This window comes from Prevotella sp. LMAG:51 (genome assembly GCF_008680225.1).
Classification (GTDB): domain Bacteria; phylum Bacteroidota; class Bacteroidia; order Bacteroidales; family Bacteroidaceae; genus Prevotella; species Prevotella pectinovora.
This window is the reverse complement of the sequence record NZ_NALQ01000004.1, coordinates 148,153-171,237: the sequence shown is the minus strand read 5'-3', so window position 1 is coordinate 171,237 and position 23,085 is coordinate 148,153. Positions and strand designations below refer to the sequence as shown.

At 51.2% G+C, this 23,085-nt stretch carries 17 protein-coding genes; 9 read left to right on the top strand and 8 right to left on the bottom strand.

Annotated features, from left to right (window positions below; all coding sequences use genetic code 11):
- Positions 1-6: 6 nt before the first annotated feature.
- The 6 genes from CCC32_RS01825 to CCC32_RS01800 form a co-directional block, all read right to left on the bottom strand.
- Positions 7-1,113 carry a PP2C family protein-serine/threonine phosphatase gene (locus tag CCC32_RS01825; protein ID WP_287071877.1) on the bottom strand — a complete coding sequence of 369 codons (1,107 nt, stop codon included), beginning with the start codon at positions 1,111-1,113 and terminating at the stop codon, positions 7-9.
- Positions 1,011-2,018, bottom strand: coding sequence for a serine/threonine-protein kinase (locus CCC32_RS01820; RefSeq protein ID WP_287071875.1), 1,008 nt, complete (start codon positions 2,016-2,018; stop codon positions 1,011-1,013). Before CCC32_RS01820 ends, CCC32_RS01825 begins: the two co-directional genes overlap by 103 nt.
- Positions 2,018-2,773, bottom strand: a complete 756-nt coding sequence (locus CCC32_RS01815; RefSeq protein WP_022316090.1) for an FHA domain-containing protein — start codon at positions 2,771-2,773, stop codon at positions 2,018-2,020. Before CCC32_RS01815 ends, CCC32_RS01820 begins: the two co-directional genes overlap by 1 nt.
- 592 nt (positions 2,774-3,365) lie before the next feature.
- On the bottom strand, positions 3,366-4,505 hold the full coding sequence (locus tag CCC32_RS01810) for an OmpA family protein (protein ID WP_044065062.1): 1,140 nt from the start codon (positions 4,503-4,505) through the stop codon (positions 3,366-3,368).
- 281 nt (positions 4,506-4,786) lie between these two features.
- The gene (rpsO, locus tag CCC32_RS01805) at positions 4,787-5,056 is read right to left on the bottom strand and encodes a 30S ribosomal protein S15 (protein WP_022316094.1); all 270 of its coding nucleotides are present in this window, start codon (positions 5,054-5,056) and stop codon (positions 4,787-4,789) included.
- Between the two features lie 189 nt (positions 5,057-5,245).
- Positions 5,246-5,944 (bottom strand): porin family protein, encoded by a 699-nt coding sequence (locus CCC32_RS01800; RefSeq protein WP_287071869.1) that lies wholly within the window; start codon positions 5,942-5,944, stop codon positions 5,246-5,248.
- Positions 5,945-6,111: 167 nt separating this feature from the next.
- Here CCC32_RS01800 and typA point away from each other — a divergent pair, with 167 nt between their 5' ends.
- On the top strand, positions 6,112-7,914 hold the full coding sequence (gene typA / locus CCC32_RS01795) for a translational GTPase TypA (protein WP_042518356.1): 1,803 nt from the start codon (positions 6,112-6,114) through the stop codon (positions 7,912-7,914).
- 213 nt (positions 7,915-8,127) lie between these two features.
- Positions 8,128-9,432 carry an MATE family efflux transporter gene (locus tag CCC32_RS01790; protein WP_287071867.1) on the top strand — a complete coding sequence of 435 codons (1,305 nt, stop codon included), beginning with the start codon at positions 8,128-8,130 and terminating at the stop codon, positions 9,430-9,432.
- Positions 9,433-9,611: 179 nt separating this feature from the next.
- On the opposite strand, the gene CCC32_RS01785 is transcribed toward CCC32_RS01790, so the two are convergent.
- Both CCC32_RS01785 and CCC32_RS01780 read right to left on the bottom strand, forming a co-directional pair.
- Positions 9,612-10,091 (bottom strand): S-ribosylhomocysteine lyase, encoded by a 480-nt coding sequence (locus tag CCC32_RS01785; protein ID WP_278841267.1) that lies wholly within the window; start codon positions 10,089-10,091, stop codon positions 9,612-9,614.
- A 97-nt stretch (positions 10,092-10,188) separates the two neighbouring features.
- Positions 10,189-10,872 (bottom strand): 5'-methylthioadenosine/adenosylhomocysteine nucleosidase, encoded by a 684-nt coding sequence (locus CCC32_RS01780; protein ID WP_022316099.1) that lies wholly within the window; start codon positions 10,870-10,872, stop codon positions 10,189-10,191.
- A gap of 957 nt (positions 10,873-11,829) precedes the next feature.
- On the opposite strand from CCC32_RS01780, the gene CCC32_RS01775 reads away from it, so the two are divergent.
- The 7 genes from CCC32_RS01775 (at position 11,830) to clpB (ending at position 22,892) form a co-directional block, all read left to right on the top strand.
- A complete protein-coding gene (locus tag CCC32_RS01775; protein WP_287071862.1) occupies positions 11,830-14,409 on the top strand; it encodes a YfhO family protein in 2,580 nt (859 codons plus the stop codon).
- Positions 14,410-14,439: 30 nt separating this feature from the next.
- Positions 14,440-17,319, top strand: a complete 2,880-nt coding sequence (locus tag CCC32_RS01770) for a bifunctional fucokinase/fucose-1-phosphate guanylyltransferase (RefSeq protein WP_287071860.1) — start codon at positions 14,440-14,442, stop codon at positions 17,317-17,319.
- 31 nt (positions 17,320-17,350) lie between these two features.
- Complete coding sequence (locus CCC32_RS01765) at positions 17,351-18,172, top strand: GSCFA domain-containing protein (RefSeq protein WP_042518364.1); 822 nt, start codon at positions 17,351-17,353, stop codon at positions 18,170-18,172.
- Between the two features lie 230 nt (positions 18,173-18,402).
- On the top strand, positions 18,403-18,810 hold the full coding sequence (locus CCC32_RS01760; protein ID WP_044074493.1) for a CD225/dispanin family protein: 408 nt from the start codon (positions 18,403-18,405) through the stop codon (positions 18,808-18,810).
- Between the two features lie 14 nt (positions 18,811-18,824).
- Positions 18,825-19,205 carry a DUF2752 domain-containing protein gene (locus CCC32_RS01755; RefSeq protein ID WP_022316606.1) on the top strand — a complete coding sequence of 127 codons (381 nt, stop codon included), beginning with the start codon at positions 18,825-18,827 and terminating at the stop codon, positions 19,203-19,205.
- 306 nt (positions 19,206-19,511) lie between these two features.
- On the top strand, positions 19,512-19,862 hold the full coding sequence (locus tag CCC32_RS01750; protein ID WP_022316605.1) for a TM2 domain-containing protein: 351 nt from the start codon (positions 19,512-19,514) through the stop codon (positions 19,860-19,862).
- A gap of 441 nt (positions 19,863-20,303) precedes the next feature.
- The gene (gene clpB, locus CCC32_RS01745; RefSeq protein ID WP_287071855.1) at positions 20,304-22,892 is read left to right on the top strand and encodes an ATP-dependent chaperone ClpB; all 2,589 of its coding nucleotides are present in this window, start codon (positions 20,304-20,306) and stop codon (positions 22,890-22,892) included.
- Positions 22,893-23,085: the final 193 nt, after the last annotated feature.

Below are 23,085 nucleotides of genomic sequence, written 5' to 3'. Positions count from 1 at the left end.
TCAGAATTATTTGTTTTTAGTTATTTTCTTGATGGAGTCGGTGAGGGTAGCCACTGCGGCCTGGCTTTTCTTCACGGAGTCTTTGTATAATGCAATGCTGTCGGCGGTTGCCTTGGTTGCCGCATTGGCGGTGCGATATTGCATCACGTTTGTCATGATGCTTGCCGTGAGTCCCACGAGCATTACGGCGATGATTATTCTTGCTGCTTTGGTCATCTTTGGAGTTAGTTTAGAGTACTTTCTTGTTTCTACGAGGGCAAGCGTAAGGTTGTCGTGTCCGCCTCCGGCGTTGTGTCCCAGATTGTCCACGTGGGTGGCGATGTCGTCGGTCACGGTGGCAAGGCTTACGCTTCTTTTCGACACCAGCTTCAACAGTTCCTTCTCAGGCATCGTGCCGTGTATGCCGTCGGAGCAGAGCATGAAGCGGTCGCCCTTCTCATACGCCACCTCGGCAATTTCAACATCCACCGTTTCGGCGGCGCCGAGAGCCCTCGTTATGATGTTAGACTGTGCAGAGAGGCGTGCCTGCTCCTCTGTTATCACTTTCTGCTTCACCATCTCGAACACCATGGAGTGGTCGAATGTGCGGAACACCTTCCTTCCTCTCCTCAGCTGGTATATGCGGCTGTCGCCCACATGAGCCACGATTGCCGACTGCTTGCCGATTAGGAGCACCGTCGCCGTGGAGCCCATTCCCTTGAGTTGTGGCGTCTGCTTGCCGGCCTCTATAATGGCGTCGTTGGCTCTTCTCACGGCATCGGCAACCACTGTCTTCGGGTCGTCTTTCTCCGAGGCATCCGTTATGGAGTCTACGATTTCCTTCACGGCAATCGTGGATGCAGTCTTTCCGCCCGGTCCGCCTCCCATGCCGTCGCAAACGGTGACGAGGTATCCCAGCCTCGTGTCGTTCCATCCGAACGAGTCCTGGTTTTCGCGTCTTCCTCCGATGCGGCTTTCAGCAAATGCGATGACGTCGGCAGAGCTGTCTGAATATATCTTCTGCAGATCCATTATTGTTGATTTATGATGAACGGTAAAACGATGACCATTGCCATAGCGCAGATGGCGAGGAAGACCATTATCGCGGCAAGAGCCTTGTTCCGCTTTGCCCATTCCATTGTCTTTTCCATCGTTGTAGGCTGGTAGGTGAGAGCCATCGTTATTGCTTGCTTGAATTCTTTCACTGTCTGGAACCTCTTAATCTGGTCCTTCTCTGTTGCTTTCCATATCACCCGCATGAGCTGCGGCGGTATCTTGTCGCTGGGCGGCAGCTTCTCGGATATCTGTGCCGCAAGCGTCTCCGTGTCGTTTCCCTTGTCCATGGGGTTGCTGCCGGTTATCAGCTCGTATAGCGTGATGCCCAGCTCATAGATGTCGCTGCGGCCGTTTATGCTCTCGGCACCCGAACTCTCGTCCCTCTTTATCTGTTCGGGCGATGAATATTGCGGTGTGCCGATAAATCCGTATTGCGAGAACTTGTTGCCGCCATTCACTCTTGATATTCCCAGGTCCATGAGACGCACGTTGTTGCCGTTTTCCACCATGATGTTCGACGGCTTTATGTCGCGGTGTACCACTCCCTTCTGGTGTATGTATGCCAGGGCGTCCATCACCGGCATTATCAGCCGGCAGATTTTCTCGGCGCGGTTGTGAGTGTTGGGGAATGCCGCTACATATTTGTCAGCGTCGTCTCCCTGCACATATTTGCTTATAATCCAGATGGGTCCGCGGTCGGGGGCATATTCGCAGTATCCGAGCATCTCCACGAGGTTAGGGTGTCTGAAGGCGAGTGAAGCCTCCTGACGTGCCCTTTGCCTTATCATGGGGTTGTTGGCGAAATAGTCTTTCACTCTCTTTATCGCCACCTTCACTCCGTCGTCGCATCTGAAGCCAAGATACACGTCGCCCATAGCGCCGCTGCCCAATGGCATCTCTGCCGGGTTATAGCAGTACCACACCCCTTCGGCAAAGAGGTATATGTATGCACCACGTTTTAATACGGTCTTCTTAGGTTGCATCACATGGAGATTGTTCCGCCGTGGTTAGGATCGATAGATCCGTCCATTCCTACAGTGCCGTTTGTAGGTTTGTATCCGCTGTTGCCGTATGGGTCGTAGGCTTCGGTGCGTGTCTGTCCGTTGCGGAATGGCGGCACGTCACCGAATTCGTCGCTGTCCTCCTCCGTTGCCACGGCGATGAAGTTAGGGTTCACTCTCAGGTTTGCCTTCTCTGCATCGATGAGGATGAGCAGCAGTTCGTAGTTGTTGCCTATTGTTATGATGTCGCCGTTGTGGCAGGCTTCAGCGTCGAATCCGAGCTGTGTTCCGTTGAGTCTTGTTCCGTTGGTGGATTCCGGGTCTTTGATAGAAGCTATCACGCCTTTGCCCTCCTGCTGTCTCACCACGATTACGGCATGGTTGCCCGACACGGTGCCTTCGGCGAGCTGTATGTCGCAGTCTGCGCTTTGTCCGATAGTGTTGCGGCCAATCTGCAGAGGCCAGAACTCTCCTGCAGCTGTTCTGGAAACAGAGTACAGGAATCCTACAACCGGTTTTCCTGGCTGTATGGTGCGCTGTCTTTGTTGTGGCTGTTCTCCGGCGTTGTTGCCTGGCTGCTGTGTTTCGTTGCCCATCATTCCCGGCACCACGGTGCCTCTTGCTGCCTGGCGTCCGCTTCTGGAATAGAAGCTGTTGCCAAGTCCGCTGTTCATGTTGTTTCCACCCTGTCCGTTGTCTGGTTCGAGACCTTGGATTACTGTTCTGTTCTGAGACATAAGCTATTTGTTTTAAATGAACTCTCGTTAGATTAATTTTTCTGTGCAGTACAACTGTCTTGCACATTTCTTTTTCACATCTACAAATGTACGAAAATTAACAATACAAAAAAAATGGTAAATGTTCCGTTTGTATGTATTTTGGATTGAACGTGTCGTATCTTGGATTATTCGTACTCAAAAAGTTCGGTAATCTGCATCAGATTTATTTTTATTGCTCTCCGGAAAACCTATTGCAGGGCTACATAAGGGCAGACATTTTTATGGTTGGTATTTGTTTTCCAAACAGGCTGGTCGGATCCTTGACAAGGATAGCAAAAACTTCAAGAAATGGGAACGCTGCTTGCCCCGGTTGTGAACGCTGCTTACCCAAGTGGGGCATGCTGCTTGCCCCGGTTGGGCATAATCAGAGCCAAAAACGTACCCACAATGTTTCATGGAATGAACGTTAGTAAAGGAGATGCAAAAAGCACCATAAGAACAGACTCCTTTCGGTTGTAGGCGTGGCAGTAGTTATAAAAAACGAAAGAAGCCTCCCGTCTGCGATGAGACGGAAGGCTTCCTGTTAATTTATGATTTTCAGACGAGCAGATTACTGCTCTGTGATCTGAACTGTTGCACGACGGTTGAATGAGATTGGTGAGAGTGTTTCTACACCACCGTGAGCCTGAGTTGAGATGTTGTCTGCATTTACACCCATCTTGATAAGCTCGCCCTTAACGATTTCAGCACGCTTAACAGAGAGCTTCTGGTTGATCTGAGGAGTACCTGTTGCGCTGTCGGCGAAACCTGTAACCATGATCTTAGAGTTGTTAGTCTTGGCGTACTTAGCAAGAGCCTCAACGTTGACGAGGTCCTTAGGATTGGCAACGTCTGTCTTGCCGATGTTGAAGAATACAGATACCGGAGTAGTGATGAACTGCTTGATAGACTCAGGCATTGCAACCTCCTTTGGTTTCTCGTTCAGCATAGCCTTCAGACGTTCGTTCTCTGACTTAGAGTCAGCGAGCTGAGCGTTGAGAGCGTCGATCTGTGACTGAGAGAGAGCCTTGATAGCGTCAACATCTGGCACCTTAGCCCAACCGGTCTTGCCGATGTTGAGAGTGAGACCGAGCTCAGCATAGAGGTAGTTGTCGTGAGAATCCCATCCGCGAGGACCGTTGTTTGCGTGTCCCTCTGAGTAGAAGTCGTTCTCCAGACGGTTCCAACCCAACTCGAGGTTGATGGCAACGCGCTTGTTGATGTTGAACTCGTTGAGCAAACCGATGCTCATACCCATTGCATACATGTCAGAGCTCATGTTGCGTGCGAAGCCTGCACCAGCGAATGGAATACAGTTGTAAACACGCTTAGGGTTGTAGCCGCAGAACATGTTGCTCAGGTTGAAGAGCACCTGCTCCTGTGCGTTCCAGTATTTGAAGCTGTCGCCATTTGCCTTACCCCAGATACCAGACACCTTTGTGCGGAGTCCGAGACCAGGAGTGAACCACTTACCGATAGCTACAGAAGCCTGTGGGTTAGAGCGGAAACTCTTGAGAGGGTTGTTTGATGTGTCGAAACCATGCTCGAGTGAAGAATAGAACGCAGTCCACTGCACTCCCCCCTGTACGAACCAATTACTCCAGAAAGAGTTAGTTGCTACGCTATACTTTTCTGTTGTAGTTTCTGTTTCCTGTGCCATTGAGGTCAGGGAAACGCCGGCTATAGCCAGCATAATTAAGAACTTTTTCATAACCGTATTAATAAATCTAATTCGTTATTTCTATATTTTTGTGAATAAAACTGCCGTTTCCTCCTTTAAATTGTGATATATGGTGCAAAGTTAATCTTTTTTTTCTAATTCCATAACTTTTAGTATGAAAAATGCTATATAAATGTATATTTTTGTGTTTTCTGTTCATCATAAAGCGCTATGGCGACGACAGCAAATGTTATGTAGTGGCAACAAAAAATCCCGACAGGCATGTTGCCGATCGGGATTAGTCCTTTTTTGTGCATTCAGCAGCGCGATGATTATCGACGCAGACCGAGAGCCTTGATTATAGTACGATAGCGCTCAATGTCGCGGTCGTAGAGATAATCGAGCAATGCACGACGCTTACCTACCAATTTGGTCAGAGACCTTGCGGTAGTATGATCTTTACGGTTTTTCTTCAGGTGCTCCGTCAAGTGGGAAATACGGTATGAGAACAATGCTATCTGGCTCTCAGCTGAACCAGTATCAGAGTTAGACTTTCCGTACTGTCCAAAGATCTCTTGTTTTTTAGCTTGATCTAAATACATTGTTTTGATTTTGTTAAAATTGTTATTTATATTTGCATAAAGCGGGTGCAAAGGTAAGAATATTATTTTGTTTACAAAGCAAGAGGCCTTGAATATCTTGATATTTTAATATTCTTTTACATTTTGGTCACTGATGCGTACGTATTGCGCCATGGCTTGCGGATTCTGCCGTTTGCCGCCTGTCGTTTTTTACAGAGAGAATCTGTATCCGGCACTGAACGTAAACACGGAGTTCTTGCCATCTATGTTGTCGTAGACCTTTGTCAGTCCGATATTGTAGCGCGCATCGAGAATCACGTTCATGTATTCGTATGATATGCCCACGGGAATGGCAAAATCCACTTTCTTCAGTTTCACGTCACCCTTTATCTTCTTCACGCTCTCCGTAGAGCCCACGCCTGCCTGGTCGCGCACGAAGCTCGCCTCGGTGTATTCCATCTTTCCGTCCACGTTGAATCCCACCTGCACGCCTACTTTCAGTGCGAGGTTGTCTGCCACGTATGCACTTGCCATCAGCGGCACATTCACATAGTCGTGGTGTTGTTTCCAGTCTCTCACTTCGTTCCATTGCTTGGTCGACATGTCGTGTGCCTCCTTTACATCGTCGAATCTTTCGCCCTGTCTGCTGTAGTACGCACCTATGGATGCCGCCAGCATGTCGCAGAACTGGTATTCAAAGTCCACACCTGCCATCAGTCCCGGTTTGTAATTCGAATGCGTGGCATCGCCGTATGCCGATGCGAGAGAGGTGTACACCTTGTCGCCCGTCACCTTGGCTATGGCCACACCCAGTCTTGGGATTATGGAGAAAGTGCCTGCCTTTGGCTGGGCCATTGTTGCCACGACGCCGATAACCAATGATATGGCGGTAAGAAATATTCTTCTCATAGTAACTTGTTTTTTTTTGTTTTACCTTTTTTATATAAACGCCCCGATACACTGATTATTGCACGAGTCGTGTTAATAATCTGTTGCTAAATGAAAGAAATGGCATGCGCTTATTTGTCATGTAAATTAAAAACACTACCTTTGCACTCATATTATTAAGGTAAATTATGCAAGATATCAGAAACATTGCGATTATTGCCCACGTAGACCATGGTAAGACTACATTGGTGGACAAGATGATGTTGGCCGGAAACCTCTTCCGTGACGGAAAGGACCTGAGCGGCCAAGTGTTGGATAACAATGATTTGGAACGTGAGCGTGGTATCACCATCCTCTCAAAGAACGTTTCAATTAACTGGAAAGGTACAAAAATCAATATCATAGATACTCCGGGACACTCCGACTTCGGTGGTGAGGTGGAGCGTGTGCTCAATATGGCAGACGGATGTCTGCTTCTCGTCGATGCCTTCGAGGGACCGATGCCACAGACACGTTTCGTATTGCAGAAGGCCCTGCAGATAGGACTCAAGCCAATCGTGGTGGTAAACAAGGTGGACAAGCCAAACTGTCGCCCGGAGGAGGTTTACGAGATGGTGTTCGACCTGATGTTCTCTCTCAATGCCACAGAAGACCAGCTCGACTTCCCCGTTGTATACGGAAGTGCCAAGAACGGCTGGATGAGCGCCGACTACAAGGAGCCAACCGACAACATCGAGTATCTGCTCGACAAGATCGTTGAGGTGATACCGGCTCCGAAGATGCTCGACGGAACACCACAGATGCTCATCACCAGTCTCGACTATTCAAGCTATACAGGCCGTATCGCTGTGGGCCGCGTGCATCGCGGTTCGCTGAAAGACGGTATGAACGTGACCATCGCCCACCGCGACGGTTCTATGGAGAAGACCAAGATCAAGGAGCTCGACACCTTTGAGGGAATGGGACATGCCAAGACGGAAGAGGTGAAGAGCGGCGACATCTGTGCCGTGGTAGGTCTGGAGAACTTCGAGATCGGAGATACCATCTGCGACTTCGAGAACCCTGAGCCACTGCCTCCAATCGCCATCGACGAGCCTACCATGAGTATGCTCTTCACTATCAACGACTCACCGTTCTTCGGCCGCGAAGGAAAGTTCGTTACCAGCCGTCACATCAGCGACAGACTGAAGAAGGAGCTGGAGAAGAACCTCGCCCTGAGAGTGGCTCCTTTTGAGGATTCCACCGACAAGTGGATCGTCAGCGGACGAGGAGTGCTGCATCTCTCGGTACTCATCGAGACCATGCGTCGCGAGGGCTACGAGCTGCAGGTGGGCCAGCCACAGGTTATCTACAAGGAGATAGACGGAGTGAAATGCGAACCTGTCGAGGAGCTCACCATCAACGTGCCGGAGGAATTTGCCAGCAAGATGATTGATATGGTGACACGCCGCAAGGGAGAGATGACATCCATGCAGAACCTCGGCGACCGCGTTGACATCGAGTTCGACATCCCGTCGCGTGGTATCATCGGTCTGCGTACCAACGTGCTCACCGCCTCACAGGGCGAAGCCATCATGGCACACCGCTATAAGGAATACCAGCCGTTCAAGGGCGAAATCACACGTCGTGTAAACGGCAGTATGATAGCCATGGAGACCGGTACGGCCTATGCTTACTCTATCGACAAGCTGCAAGACCGCGGTAAGTTCTTCATTGATCCGGGTGAGGAAGTATACGGCGGAGAGGTAGTAGGCGAACATGTTCACGACAACGACCTCGTGGTGAACGTGACCAAGGCAAAGCAGCTCACCAACACGCGTGCCAGCGGTTCCGACGACAAGGCTCGTATCGTGCCACGCACGGTGCTCTCTCTCGAAGAGGCTCTCGAATATATCAAGGGCGACGAGCTCGTGGAGGTGACTCCGAAGAGCATGCGTATGCGCAAGATACTGCTCGACCACTTGGAGCGCAAGCGTTCCAACAAGGAATAAAGCGTTTTCCCATAAAGGAAAAGCGCAGCTGATACCCCGATGACCTATCCAGGTCAAGGCAGCATCAAATATACAGAGGCGTGAAGGAGTTTGAAGAGAGCTTCCGGCACGCCTCTTTTTGATGGATACCAACGATGGGCGTTGAATTTATTCTATTCTTCAAATCCATCATACATTGCCACATATCCCAACAACAGAATAATAAAAAAGAAGATGACAGACCTCAACAGACGGATACTCCATATCGCCCTGCCAGCCATCGTGAGCAACATCACCGTGCCTCTGCTCGGACTCATCGACGTGGCTATAGTGGGCCACCTCGGTTCGGCGGCATACATTGGAGCCATCGCCGTGGGCGGAATGATATTCAACGTGATGTATTGGCTGTTCGGATTCCTCCGCATGGGAACGAGCGGCATGACATCACAGGCTCTCGGACAGCGCAACCTCACCGAGGCAGTACGCTTGCTTGTCAGGTCGGTGGGAGTGGCTCTGGCGGTGGCGTTGGTGATGATACTGCTGCAGGTGCCATTGAGGCAGATGGCACTCAGCGTGATGCAGCCCTCTGCGGCAGTGAGAGAGTTTGCCGAAGTTTATTTCGACATTCTGATATGGGGCGCCCCGGCAATGCTCTGTCTCTATAGTCTCACGGGATGGTTTATCGGGATGCAGAATTCCCGAATGCCGATGGTCATAGCGATAACCCAGAATGTGGTCAACATCGTGGCGAGTCTCGGTCTTGTCTTCGGATTGGGAATGAAGGTGGAAGGCGTAGCCCTCGGCACCCTCGTGGCTCAGTATGCCGGATTCCTCATGGCGGTGGTGATGTGGGTAGTGACGTATGGCAGACTGTGGAAGCATTTCCAGTCAGAAGCCCTCTTTGCATGGCGTTCGATGAAAGGTTTCCTTGGAGTAAACCGCGACATCTTCCTGCGCACTCTCTGTCTCATCAGCGTGATGCTCTTCTTTACCTCCGCCGGGTCATGGCAGGGCGAGACGGTGCTTGCCGTCAACACGCTGCTGATGCAGTTTTATATGATATTCTCATATTTCATGGACGGTTTCGCCTATGCCGGCGAGGCGATAAGCGGCAAATACTACGGTGCCGGTAACAGATCGGGACTGCAGCAGTCTGTGCGCAACCTCTTCGGGTGGGGAGCTGCGATGACCGTGATATTCACCTTATTATATATAATAGGAGGCGACGCGTTCCTGTCGCTCCTCACCGACGACCATACTGTGGTGGCAGCAGCCCATGGATATTCATTCTGGGCATCGTTGGTACCGCTTTTGGGAATGGCGGCATTCATCTGGGACGGAGTCTTCATCGGCTGCACCAAGACCCGCGGCATGCTCCTCTCGATGTTCTTCTCGGCAGCCACGTTCTTCACGGTGTATTATTCCCTGCGTTCCTCCCTTGCCAACCACGCCCTCTGGATTGCCTTCCTCGCCTATATGGCGATGAGAGGCATTGCCCAGACCCTGCTGTGGAGGAGAGAGATGAAGCGGGTGGAGTAATTAACCCTGATCGGTCATTAGGATAAAAACAAAGGGCTGACACCTCGTTAGTGAAGTGTCAGCCCTTATGACTGATTTGGGGATATACTATGAAAGGGGGAGCTTGTTAGAGTCTGAATGTGATTGGCAGAGCGTATAGCGTTCTCACAGGTTTGCCGTTCCCTTGTGTCCGCAGCAGTTTAGTTCTGCGGATACACCAGGTTCTCTTCCTTAATATTGCGTAGTGTTTCGAGATATTTCTCCGATTCCCAGCGTGCCATTGGCAGGTCGTGCAGTAGCCAGTTGCCGCAGTCTTTAGGAGCAGCGCCAGGTATGTCACCTTCGAATCCGGCAACAAACTGGAACGTGCGTTTCATCAGTTCCACGATATCCTTCGATTCGTAGTCGCCGCGGATGAGCAGGTAGTTTCCGGTGAGGCATCCCATCGGTCCCCAATATATGATGCGGTCTTTCCACTCCTCGTCGTTGCGCAGATATGTGGCTGCCAGATGCTCTATGGTGTGCAGCGCTCCGGCGTGTAGAGCCGGTTCGCGGTTAGGCGCCTTCATGCGAATGTCGAATGTCGTTACCACTTCGCCGCCCACCTCGTCTTTGCGAGATACGTAGATGCCCGGCAGCAACAGTTCGTGATTGATGGTGAAACTTGGAATCTTCTTCATAGTGCTTACTGTATTTTTTTGTTGTGGATATTCAGTTCTGCTTTTGTCAGGGGGCACCGTCATAGCGGCAATCCTCCTTACGAATATATTCAGATTGTCAGATGCTCTGCAGGAAATGCTTTGTCACGTTGAACGATCCCTCGGCGAGGCGCGCCCAGAAATCGAAATACTGCGAAGCCTTGTTGTCCTTCAGCGGTATGTCGCTGATGATTCTGAAGCTGATGAACGGCACGTGGTATATGTGGCATGTCTGTGCTATCGAGCAGCTCTCCATGTCCACAGCCTTTGCATTCGGGAAATGCTCCAAGATGCCACCCATCTTCTCCTTGCTGTCAACGAACCATTCTCCACTCACTATCAGTCCGCCATGCACTGGAGTGTCGCCGCCAGCAGCCAGTGCTTTCTCTACGAGTTCCTTGGGAGCCTGGAATTTTGCCGGCATGCCGATAATCTGTCCGTATTCGCATTCGTCGCCACAGTAAGCGTCGTGGTATACATATTCTGTGCCCACCACCACGTCGGTGACGTTCATTTCCACGTCGGCACCACCAGCCACGCCGGTAGAAATCACGAGGTCGGGAGCGTAGCGGTCAATCATCTCCACCGCTCCGATAGTACTGTTCACCTTTCCTATGCCGCATTTCTGTAGAATGATCTCTTTGTCTCCGATGCGTCCGGTCACGAAGTCTTTGTGGTGGAACCTTTCCACCGTGGTGTCGCTCAGTAGAGTCTTCAGCTGTACGAACTCCTTGTCCATGGCGACGATAATTCCTATTTTCATATTCTGTTTTCTTTTTAATCTTTTTGCAAAGGTAATGCAAATCGAGTGGAGAACGAAATGAATTCCTTCATTTCTTATCCCGAGATGCCGCTTACCTTATTTAAAGGTAATGCAAATCGAGTGGAGAACGAAATGAATTCCTTCATTTCTTATCCCGAGATGCCGCTTAGCTTATTATTTAAAGGTAATCATAGCCCGTTGGCGGAATTAGATTAGTGCATACTTAATCCTAATGTCAGTTTGTGTTAAACCCAAATCGGTCATTAGGACGTTTAAAGTGTAATTTTAATAACTGCTTGCAGTCTTTTGTTTTTTATAAGGTGTCTTTTGCTTGTTTTTAATTCGCAATAGCTCGCTATTACTCATTAAAAGCCAAACAAAATCCACTCTTCTAAAATAACAAAATCCAAGCAAGCCCTAATAACCGATTTGGGTTAAAATGGGCACGCTGCTTGCCCAAGTGGGGCAACGTGCTTGCCCATCATGGGCAACGTGCTTGCCCCTGTTGGGCAGATTTGCTGTAAGGCGTCTGCCCAATAAGCTAATGTTGTAACACCCATATTCCTGTTTTCAGGATTCTGCCAACGCATACAATTCCTGTCGTCTGAATTCCTTTCATCTGATAATTCTTTTCATCTGACAATTCTCTTTTCATCAGCAAACCATCCAGACAATAGGCTGACAATTGCCTGGCAGTCAACTGTCTGATTGCCAGAATATTACGATAAAAAACCAGACAATCTGACAGTTTTTCAGAAATTCTCGTTTTTACTAAGAATCAGCGATATGGGCAACTTTTGCTCATATCGACCAACTTAAATTAATTCCGCCAACTGGTAATCATAATATATAATTTTGCAATGCAAAGTTCAACTTTCCATTTCCCGATACCTGTAATTCATTTGTTTTGTCTAAATTTGCAAACGAAAAGAAGACAATAAACAATTTATAGCTATAATGAAAAACTGGAAACAATATCTGCCGGACGTGCTGGCAGTGCTGCTCTTTGCAGTGATTTCTTTCGCCTATTTCTTTCCTGCCGACATCGACGGCAAGGTGCTCTTCCGCCACGACTCCCAAGCCGGAGTAGGACTCGGACATGAAGCACAGGAATATCGTGACCGCACCGACGGCGACATCACTCGCTGGACGGGATCCGGATTCTGCGGTATGCCGACATATCAGATTTCGCCGGCATACAAGAGTCTCACCACGCTCACCGACATCGTAGACGTGTATCATTTGGGACTGCCCGAAAACGTGTGGTATCTTTTCGTCTACCTGCTCGGATTCTATATCATGCTCAGGGCGTTCAACTTCAAGAACTATCTTGCAGCGCTCGGTTCCGTGGTGTGGGCATTCTCCAGCTATTTCCTCATCATCATCGCTGCCGGACATATCTGGAAGGTGATGGCACTGGCATATCTGCCGCCTATGATAGGAGGTATTGTGCTGGCATACAGAGGAAAATACCTCTGGGGACTCTTCGTCACGGCACTCTTCACGGCATTTGAGATATTTGCCAACCACGTGCAGATGACATACTATTATCTCTTCATCATCTTCTTCATGGTAGTGGCATACCTCGTTGACGCCATCCGCAAGAAGCAGATGGCACACTTCCTGAAAGCCACCGGAGTGTGTGCCCTCGGAGCCCTCATCGGAGTGAGCATCAACCTCAGCAACCTCTACCACACCTGGGAATACAGCAAGGAGTCGATGAGAGGCAAGAGCGAGCTCGTGAAGCAGCGCTCAGCCAACCAGACCGACAGCGGACTGGAGCGCGACTACATCACGCAGTGGAGCTACGGAGTGGACGAGACATGGACGCTGCTCGTGCCAAACACCAAGGGAGGAGCCTCGGTGCCATTGGCGCAGAGCGAGACGGCGATGCAGAAGGCAGACCCGCAGTTCATGGAGGTATACCAGCAGCTCGGACAATACTGGGGCGACCAGCCAATGACCAGCGGGCCGGTGTATGTGGGAGCCTTCGTGCTGATGCTCTTCTTCCTTGGAGCCCTGATAGTGAAGGGACCTATAAAGTGGGCGCTCGTGGCAGCCACCTATCTTTCCGTGATGCTATCGTGGGGACATAACTTCATGGGACTGACAGATTTCTTCATCGACTATATGCCGATGTATGCCAAGTTCCGCACCGTGGCGTCGATACTCGTCATCGCCGAGTTCACCATCCCGCTCCTCGCCATGCTCGCCCTGAAGGAATTAATAGAACACCCGGAAGTGTTGCAGGAGAAACTCACCATGCGCGACAAGCTGCCGGTTACGATATTCGTGTCGTGGCTGTCAGTCTTCGCCCGCAAAAAGCGCGACTATATCCTCATCAGCTTCCTCATGACGGCAGGAATTGCCCTCGCCTTTGCATTGATGCCTACGGCATTCTTCTCCGACTTCGTGTCGCAGAACGAGATGCGCGCTCTCTCGCAGATACCTCAGGAATATCTCAATCCGCTGCTCGCCAACCTTCGCCAGATGCGCATCGCCGTGTTTACGGCAGACTGCTGGCGCTCGTTCTTCATCATACTCATCGGCAGCGCCTTCCTCATGGCTTTCATATACAGGAAACTCAATGCCAAAGCCATGGTAGGACTCATCTGCGTGCTCTGTCTTGTTGACATGTGGCAGATAGACAAACGCTATCTCAACGACGGAATGTTCGTGGAGAAGAGCGTGCGCGAGAATCCTATCCAGATGACGGCTACCGACAAGCAGATACTACAGGACAAGACCGAGTGTGGCAACTACCGCGTGCTCAACTTCGCGTCGAATACCTTCAGCGAGAACGAGACGTCATACTTCCACAAGAGCCTCGGCGGATACCATCCGGCCAAGCTACGCCGCTATCAGGAGATGATAGAGCGCTATATCCAGCCGCAGATGCAGAAGGCTATGACGGCAATCGTTGAGGCCGGCGGAGACATGACAAAGGTGAACGGCGACAGCATCTATCCTGTGATAAGCATGCTAAACGCCAAATATTTCGTGATGCCGCTCAACGGCGGACAGACAGTGCCTATCATGAACCCCTATGCCTATGGAGTGGCATGGTTTGTGGATAAGGTAAGCTTCGTAGACAATGCCAACCAGGAGATGGATCTTATGGCGAAGATAGACCTGCGCCACGAGGCTGTGGCAGACAAGAAATTCGCACGGCAGATAGGCAACGCCACGAAGCAGGACGGCAACTCGCTCGTCACCATCACCTCATACCAGCCAAACGAGCTGACCTACGACGTGAACTCCGACAAGGGTGGAGTAGTGGTGTTCTCAGAGGTGTACTATCCGGGCTGGACAGCCACCGTTGACGGACAGCCGGTAGAGATGGGACGGGTGAACTATATCCTGCGTGCCATCAACGTGAAACCGGGCAAACACAGGGTGGTGCTCACCTTCAAGCCAGCCACGGTGACTACCACAGAGACCATTGCCTATATAGGATATTCACTGCTCGTCGTAATCCTCCTGCTGCTCGTATATAGAGAATACAGAAGACGCAAGGCTGGCAAGACAGAAGAGTAGAAACCGAAACTGACAAACTATAGATCTAAGATGAAGAAATTATTGTCACTTCCGCCAAACTTGGTGGACTGCTTTCATGATATCACCGGATACGACAGGAAGGAGTGGTTCTGCTCCAATGACCCGGTAGGGAAGAAACTCGGTTCGGGAGGTGGCACCACATGGCTGCTGCAACAGGCTTATGCCGCCGATGCCGCCGGAAAGACCTTCGACGAATGGCTTTCTGCCGACAGACGCCTTATCCTGCATGCCGGCGGACAGAGCCGACGGTTGCCTGCATACGCCCCGTCGGGAAAGATTCTGACGCCGATACCCGTGTTTCGATGGGAGCGCGGACAGAGACTGTCGCAAGATCTGCTCTCGTTGCAGATACCGCTATATAAGCAGATAATGGATGCAGCGCCACGCTCGCTTCACACTATGATAGTGAGCGGCGACGTGTATATCCGTGCTACAGAACCGCTGGGCGACATACCCGAGGCAGACGTGGTGTGCTACGGACTATGGCTCGGACCGGAGATAGCCAAAGACCACGGCGTTTTCGTGTCGCGCCGCGACAACCCCACAGAGATGGAATGCATGCTCCAGAAGCCATCGGTGAAGACTCTGGGCGAACTTCTCAACACCCACCTCTATCTCACCGACATCGGCATCTGGCTGCTCAGCGACAAGGCGGTGAAGATGCTCATGAAGAAATCGCTGAAGAATGGCGACCTGACAAGTGGCGATATAATCAACTACGACATGTATTCAGAGTTCGGCTGCGCCCTCGGCGACAAACCGACGTCGCCAGACAGTGACCTGGCCGACCTCACCGTCGCCGTGCTCCCGTTGCCGGGCGGCGAGTTCTACCATTATGGCACGAGCCACGAGATACTCTCATCTACGCTCGCCATACAGAACCTCGTGAACGACCAGCGCGAAATCATGCACCACTCCCTCAAGCCGCATCCCTCACTCTTCGTGCAGAATGCTGAGAGAGACTGTCAGCTGACGGCAGAGAACCAGAACATCTGGATAGAGAACAGTTGGGTGGGCAAGAACTGGACTCTCACCCGCGAGAATATCATCACCGGAGTGCCGGAGAATGACTGGAGCCTGCATTTGCAGCCAGGACAGTGTGTTGACATCGTGCCGGTGGAAGAGAACGGATACGTGGTGCGCCCCTATGGATTCAATGACAAGTTCCGTGGCAATCTCTCCGACCCATCAGTGGAATACCTCGGAATGCCATTCACGCAATGGGCTGCAGAGCGCAACATAGATATAACCTGCATCGACGGAAAAGAAGACCTGCAGTCTGCCCGCATATTCCCAGTGGTATACGATACCTACGGCATGCAGCTGCTGCTGCGCTGGATGATAGACGGCAGACAGGAGCTCAGCGAGGAGGAACGTGATGAAGCTCTCGCTCTCTGGCAGGAGGCACGCCGCCTCAGTGCTGACGACATCTCTAACGAGGCAGACCTCGAACGCCTCACCAGACAGCGCAACGAATTCAGAGCGTCGAGCTGGGCATCGGTGGCAAAGAACTATCGCCACAGCGTGTTCTATCAGGTGGACCTCAGCGATGCCGCAAAGGAGTTTGCCCTCTACGGCATCCCGGCTCCGGAACCTATTGCCGACTCCGCTCCGCTGCTGACGAGGATACACGACAACATGTTCCGCTCAGAACTGTCGAGACGCCGCGGCGACACTTCTGGTTCGGCGGAATTTGAAGAGAAGGCTTTCGCCCTTCTCCGTCAGGGGCTCATCGCTCCGCAGGCCGCCGTGAAGCAGCAGCCACGCATGTCGGTATATGCCGACCAGATAGTGTGGGCACGCAGTCCGGTGAGAATCGACATCGCAGGCGGATGGACTGATACGCCGCCATATTGCCTGATGGAAGGCGGAAACGTGATAAACCTCGCTATAGAACTCAACGGCCAGCCGCCGTTGCAGGCATACATCAGACCCTGCAGCGAACCGCATATCATACTGCGGAGCATCGACCTGGGAGCCTCTGAGCAGATAACGACATTCGAACAGCTCGCTGACTTCAGACACGTGGGCAGTCCGTTCTCCATCCCCAAGGCAGCCCTCGCCCTTGCCGGATTCCTTCCGGCATACGCTGTGGAGCAGCACAATACGCTGAAAGACCAGCTGATGGTATTCGGTTGCGGAATAGAACTGACATTGCTCTCTGCCATCCCTGCCGGCAGCGGACTGGGCACGAGCAGTGTGCTCGCCGCCACAGTGCTCGGAGCCTTGAACGACTTCTGCGGACTCTCCTGGGACAAGGGAGAGATAGGCAGGCGCACTCTGGCATTGGAGCAGATGCTCACCACCGGTGGAGGCTGGCAAGACCAGTTCGGCGGAGTGCTCGAAGGAGTGAAACTGCTGCAGACGGAGCGTGGCTTCGACCAGAACCCTACGGTGCGCTGGTTGCCGGGCGACCTCTTCACCCGCAATGAATACAAGGCTTGCCATCTGCTGTACTACACAGGAATCACACGCACGGCAAAGACCATCCTCTCGGAGATAGTCAGACGGATGTTCCTCAACCACAGTGGAGAACTCGCTATGCTCAGAGACATGAAATGCCATACGCTCGACATGTATGACGCCATACAGCGTGCCGATTTCCAGCGCATGGGAGGACTGATACGCAAGACCTGGACGCAGAACCAGGCGATGGACAGCGGTACCAATCCCGACAGCGTGAGGGCGATAACGAATATGGTCGACGACCTCTGCCTCGGCTACAAACTGCCGGGAGCCGGTGGCGGCGGCTATCTGTATATGGTGGCAAAAGATCCGGAAGCGGCAGCCCGCATCCGCAAGATAATCAATGAGAACCGTCCCAACGCCAATGCCCGCTTCGTTGACATGACGCTCAGCGAAACCGGTCTGCAGGTGAGCCGCAGCTAAGTGAGGCTCAAAGATAAAATCATTGGATGATATGATATTCAGAACAGAAGTAGACATACCAAAGCCGACATTCAGCATAGAGCCATTGGAGCAGATGCTGTTTGTCGGCTCTTGTTTCGCCGACAATATCGGGCGCCGGTTTGCCGACGAAAAATTCCGTGCCGTGGTGAACCCCTACGGCGTGATGTATAATCCGGTGAGCATCCTGCACACCGTGCGCCGCTTCGCCATGCCGTTGCAAGCTGACAGCTACGACCGTCTGGTGTGCGTCTTCACCCTCGGCACCAACCACGTCTATCGTCTGCGAGAGACCGGCGAGATTGTGGACAACTGCCAGAAGCGTCCGCAACGCCTCTTTCAGGAAGAAGAACTCACCATCGACCAGTGTCGGGATGCCCTCGCCGAGGCAATAGGCATTCTCCGTGGCGTATGTCGGGACCTGAAGGTGATAGTGACCGTCAGTCCCATCCGCTATGCCAAATACGGATTCCATGGCAGTCAGCTATCCAAGGCGACACTGCTTCTGGCTGCCGACAAACTCTGTAGTGAATACGACTGCTGCAGCTATTTCCCGGCCTATGAGATAGTGAACGACGAACTGCGCGACTATCGCTTCTATAAGGAAGACATGCTCCATCCCTCGGATCAGACCGTCAGCTATATCTGGGAGCGCCTTTCGTCCCTATATTTCAGTGCTGCCACCAATGTATTTCTCAACCGCTGGCGACCCATCCGTGAGGCTCTCGGCCATAAGCCCTTCAATCCCGACAGCGAAGAACATAAGCTCTTCGTGCAGCGCACTCAGCAGAAAATCGCTGACTTGAAAAAGGATTATCCGCTGCTTGATGTCTAACCACCAAACGGCCTGATGACCTCTATTGTGTTGTTTTTCTGTTGTTTATTGAAAAAAATAAGTCCAGGGTTAATCATTTTGCATTTTTTTATGTACTTTTGTAATTAGAAACAAGAAAGAACACCGTCGCAAGTCAAAAGAAAGGAATGGTCATGGCGGTGGATGCCTTTGAAGAGGCAAAGAGATTGTTTCGAGTAATTACCCACTAAACCAACTAAAACTCATCAGTTATGGATCAGAACTATCAACCACAGCAGCCTAATCAGCAGTATAATAACGGTTATGGTAACAACAACGGCTATCAGAACAATGGCGGCTTCCAGAATAATGGTGGCTTCCAGAATAACGGCGGCTTCCAGAATGGCTTCGGCAACGGCAACATGCCTCCAAAGCCAGACAACAATATGGTGCTTGCCATCCTCGTCACTTTGTGTTGCTGTCTGCCCCTCGGCATCGTAGGTATCGTTAAGGCAAGTCAGGTGAACTCACTCTATATGGCAGGTCAGTATCAGGCTGCCGTGGCATCAGCTGCCGACGCCAAGAAATGGAGTATGATAGGACTTATCTCCGGATTGGTGATTAATGTAATTTCGTTCATATTTTATTTCATGGCAGGTATGTTCAGTGCAATGATGTAGAGCAAAACTGACAGGTGGCATACTCCAAGCGTATATATATAATAATAGGTATAACGGCGGTCATCCTGGGCGGACTGTTTCTCGTAGACCCGTCTAACGCTGTCTACGCTCCCAAATGTCCGATGAAACTCATCACCGGACTGAGCTGTCCCGCCTGTGGCATACAGCGCTTCCTGCATGCTCTGCTCCACGGCGAACCGATGGCGGCGCTGCGCTATAACTATTATCTCGCCTTTTCGCTGCCATACGCCCTGCTCTTCATAGTGGAGTGGGCGATGCCGCATGGCAAGAGGCGCGATGCCTTGGCCAGGGTGATAGAACACCGCTGCGTGGTGTGGTTCTATATCATCACCTTCTTCATCTGGATGATAGTGAGAAACATCCTTGGCATTTGACGACCATATACATATCCCCCTTGTCTACTCGTATCTTGTCACCTTGTTTACAGCCAAAGCAAATTGAAAGCCTGCGAAACTTTAAACCCAAATCGGTCATTAGGGCTTGCTTGGATTTTGATTTTTTAGAAGGATGGATTTTGTTTGGCTTTTAATGAGTAATAGCGAGCTATTGCGAATTAAAAACAAGCAAAAGACGCCTTATAAAAAGCAAAAGACTGCAAGCAGTTATAAAATATTACATTGAACGGCCTAATGACCGTTTTGGGTTAAAATATTATATTCACCCGATAACCCTCCTGTGATATGGACAGAAATCAGATAGACCAGCTGCTTATGGTATACGGCAGCAAGATTCCCGCAAACATGTATCCGATGGTGAAGAGCCGTCTGGAGACAATGGACAGCAATACCGCCAACGTCGCCTTCATGCAGATGAAAGACCCCACCATCAGTCTGCTGATATCAATATTCCTTGGCGGCTACGGCATCGACCGTATGTATATCGGCGATGTTGGTCTCGGTGTCATCAAGCTGCTCACCTGTGGCGGATGTGGAGTGTGGTGGCTCGTCGACCTCTTCCTCATCATGGACAAGACCAAGGAGAAGAACGCCCAACTGCTGCTAAACGGCGGTATGATGGGCAACGGATTCTGATCTGTCCCGGTCAATGGATTTATGTCGAAATTGGGCACGGGCGTTGCCCATTTTCCGGTGGTTTACTATCTTTTTCTAAGGTCGTGGTGTTTTATATCAGCAAGGCAAAGCCATGACACAAAAGAACTGAAACCTTGCAGATGAAAGGTCTGCCTATTGCAGATTGGTAGAATATACCCTGCTTTCTGACTATTTGTCGGTTGGCGGGGCTTTTTTTATGCCTGATAGTCAGAGACTTCTGCCGATTTGTCGTGCTTCTTCGCGTGGTATGCCCTTTGCGCTATCGGTAGCGAACAGAATGAACAAACCCCGAATCGGTCATTAAGACTTGTTTGGATTTCACATCTTTAGGATATTATCTCAAACGGCCTGATGACTGTTTGATGTTAAGGTAAAAAGAATCAGGATAAAGAATAATAACAAAAGAAAGGAGATAAAAATATGACATTCGACAAGTTTACAATCAAGGCGCAGGAGGTGGTGCAGCAAGCCGTCAACACCGCGCAGCAGAACGGTCAGCAGACTATCGAACCTGTACACATCCTCAAGGGAATACTCCTCAAGGGACGTGATGTAGCCAACTTCATCTTCCAGAAGCTCGGCGTCAACGCACAGCAGATAGAGACCCTTGCCGACCAGGAGATACAACACCTGCCGAGAGTTCAGGGCGGACAGCCATATCTCTCTACCGACGCCAACAATGTGCTCGCCAAATCGCAGAGCCTTGCAAAGCAGATGGGCGACGAGTTTGTCAGCGTGGAGACGATTCTCCTGGCTGTCATTTCAGATGGAGCCACGGCAGGCAGAATATTGAAAGACGCCGGGTGCACGGAGAACGACATGCGCAAGGCAATTCTTGAATTACGGCAGGGACAGAAGGTGAGCTCGCAGAGCGGCGACGAGAACTATCAGAGTCTCGACAAATACGCCAAGAACCTCGTGGAGCAGGCACGCTCCGGCAAACTCGACCCAGTGATAGGCCGTGACGACGAAATCAGACGAGTATTGCAGATACTGTCTCGGCGTACCAAGAACAACCCGATCCTCATCGGTGAGCCGGGAACAGGTAAGACAGCCATCGTGGAAGGACTCGCCGAGCGTATCGTCAGAGGTGACGTGCCGGAGAATCTGAAAGACAAACAGCTCTATTCTCTCGATATGGGAGCACTTGTGGCAGGAGCCAAATACAAGGGCGAGTTTGAGGAAAGACTCAAGAGCGTAATCAACGAGGTGACCAAGAGCGAAGGCCGCATAATCCTCTTCATCGATGAGATACACACCCTCGTGGGAGCCGGAGGCGGAGAGGGAGCCATGGATGCCGCAAACATCCTGAAGCCGGCATTGGCACGTGGAGAACTCAGGGCCATCGGAGCCACCACACTCAACGAATATCAGAAATATTTCGAGAAGGACAAGGCTCTGGAAAGACGATTCCAGACTGTGATGGTGGACGAGCCAGACGAGATGAGCGCCATCTCAATCCTGCGTGGACTGAAGGAGCGCTACGAGAACCACCACAAGGTGCGTATACAGGATGATGCCTGCATTGCCGCCGTAAAACTCTCAGAGAGATACATCAGCGACCGTTTCCTGCCAGACAAGGCAATCGACCTCATGGATGAGGCTGCAGCAAAACTCCGTATGGAGCGTGACTCCGTGCCTGAGGAACTCGACGAGATTACGCGTAAGTTGAAACAGCTCGAGATTGAGCGCGAGGCAATAAAGCGAGAGAACGACCAGCCCAAGATTGATCAGCTCGACAAGGATATTGCCGACCTGAGAGAACAGGAGAAGCAGTATAGAGCCAAATGGGAAGGAGAGAAAGCCCTCGTGAACAAGATTCAGGAAGACAAGCAGCAGATTGAGAACCTGAAGATTGAGGCTGAACGTGCCGAGCGCGAAGGCAACTATGAGCGTGTGGCAGAGATACGCTACAGCAAACTGAAGTCGCTGCAAGAGGACATCAACGCCATACAGAGTCAGCTGCGCAACGCACAAGGTGCTGAAGCCATGGTGAGAGAGGAAGTCACTGCCGATGATATAGCAGAAGTGGTGAGCCGCTGGACCGGAATACCAGTGACGCGTATGCTGCAAAGCGAGCGTGAGAAGCTGTTGCATCTTGAAGAGGAGCTCCACAAAAGAGTAATCGGACAGGATGAGGCAATCACCGCCGTCAGCGATGCCGTGCGTCGTAGCCGTGCCGGACTGCAGGATCCCAAGAGACCTATCGCCTCGTTCATCTTCCTCGGCACCACAGGTGTGGGTAAGACGGAGCTGGCAAAGGCACTCGCCGAATACCTCTTCAACGACGAGACGATGATGACGCGTATCGACATGAGCGAATATCAAGAGAAGTTCAGTGTGTCGAGACTCATCGGAGCACCTCCAGGATATGTAGGCTATGATGAGGGAGGACAGTTGACCGAGGCAGTGCGCCGCAAACCATATTCCGTCGTACTCTTCGACGAGATAGAGAAGGCACACCCCGACGTGTTCAACATCCTGCTGCAGGTGCTCGACGACGGTAGGCTTACCGACAACAAGGGAAGGACCGTAAACTTCAAGAACACCATCGTGATAATGACCTCCAACCTCGGAAGCCAGTACATACAGCAGGAATTCGAGAAGCTCAACGCCCAGAACCGCGACACTATCATCAGCGACACCAAGCAGAAGGTGATGGAGATGCTGAAGAAGACCATCCGTCCGGAGTTCCTCAACCGTATCGACGAGACTATCATGTTCCTGCCGCTCACGAAGCAGGAGATAGCACAGGTAGTGACGTTGCAGATGAACGCCGTGAAGAAGATGCTCGAGCCGCAGGGCTTCACGCTCAACGTGACCGATGCCGCAATACAGTATCTTGCCGACGCAGGCTTCGACCCGGAGTTCGGTGCACGTCCGGTGAAGAGAGCCATCCAGCGCCTCGTGCTCAACGATCTCTCAAAGAAAATCCTCGCCGAGGAGGTAAGCCGCGAGAAACCTATCGTTATCGATGCCAACGGCGCCGGTCTGCAGTTCAGAAACTGATGCGGGGTATAGGAATGAAACTGATTAATGAATGATAAAGAAAAAAACGGAGTATTGACCACAAAGGCCAGTATTCCGTTTTTTTGTTTCCATCCCCAATCAGCCTAATAGCCAAACGGCCATTAGAACTGAACCACAAACAGGCGTCATGATTGAACTTCTAACGGTAATTATGACTAATCCCTGATGTTCA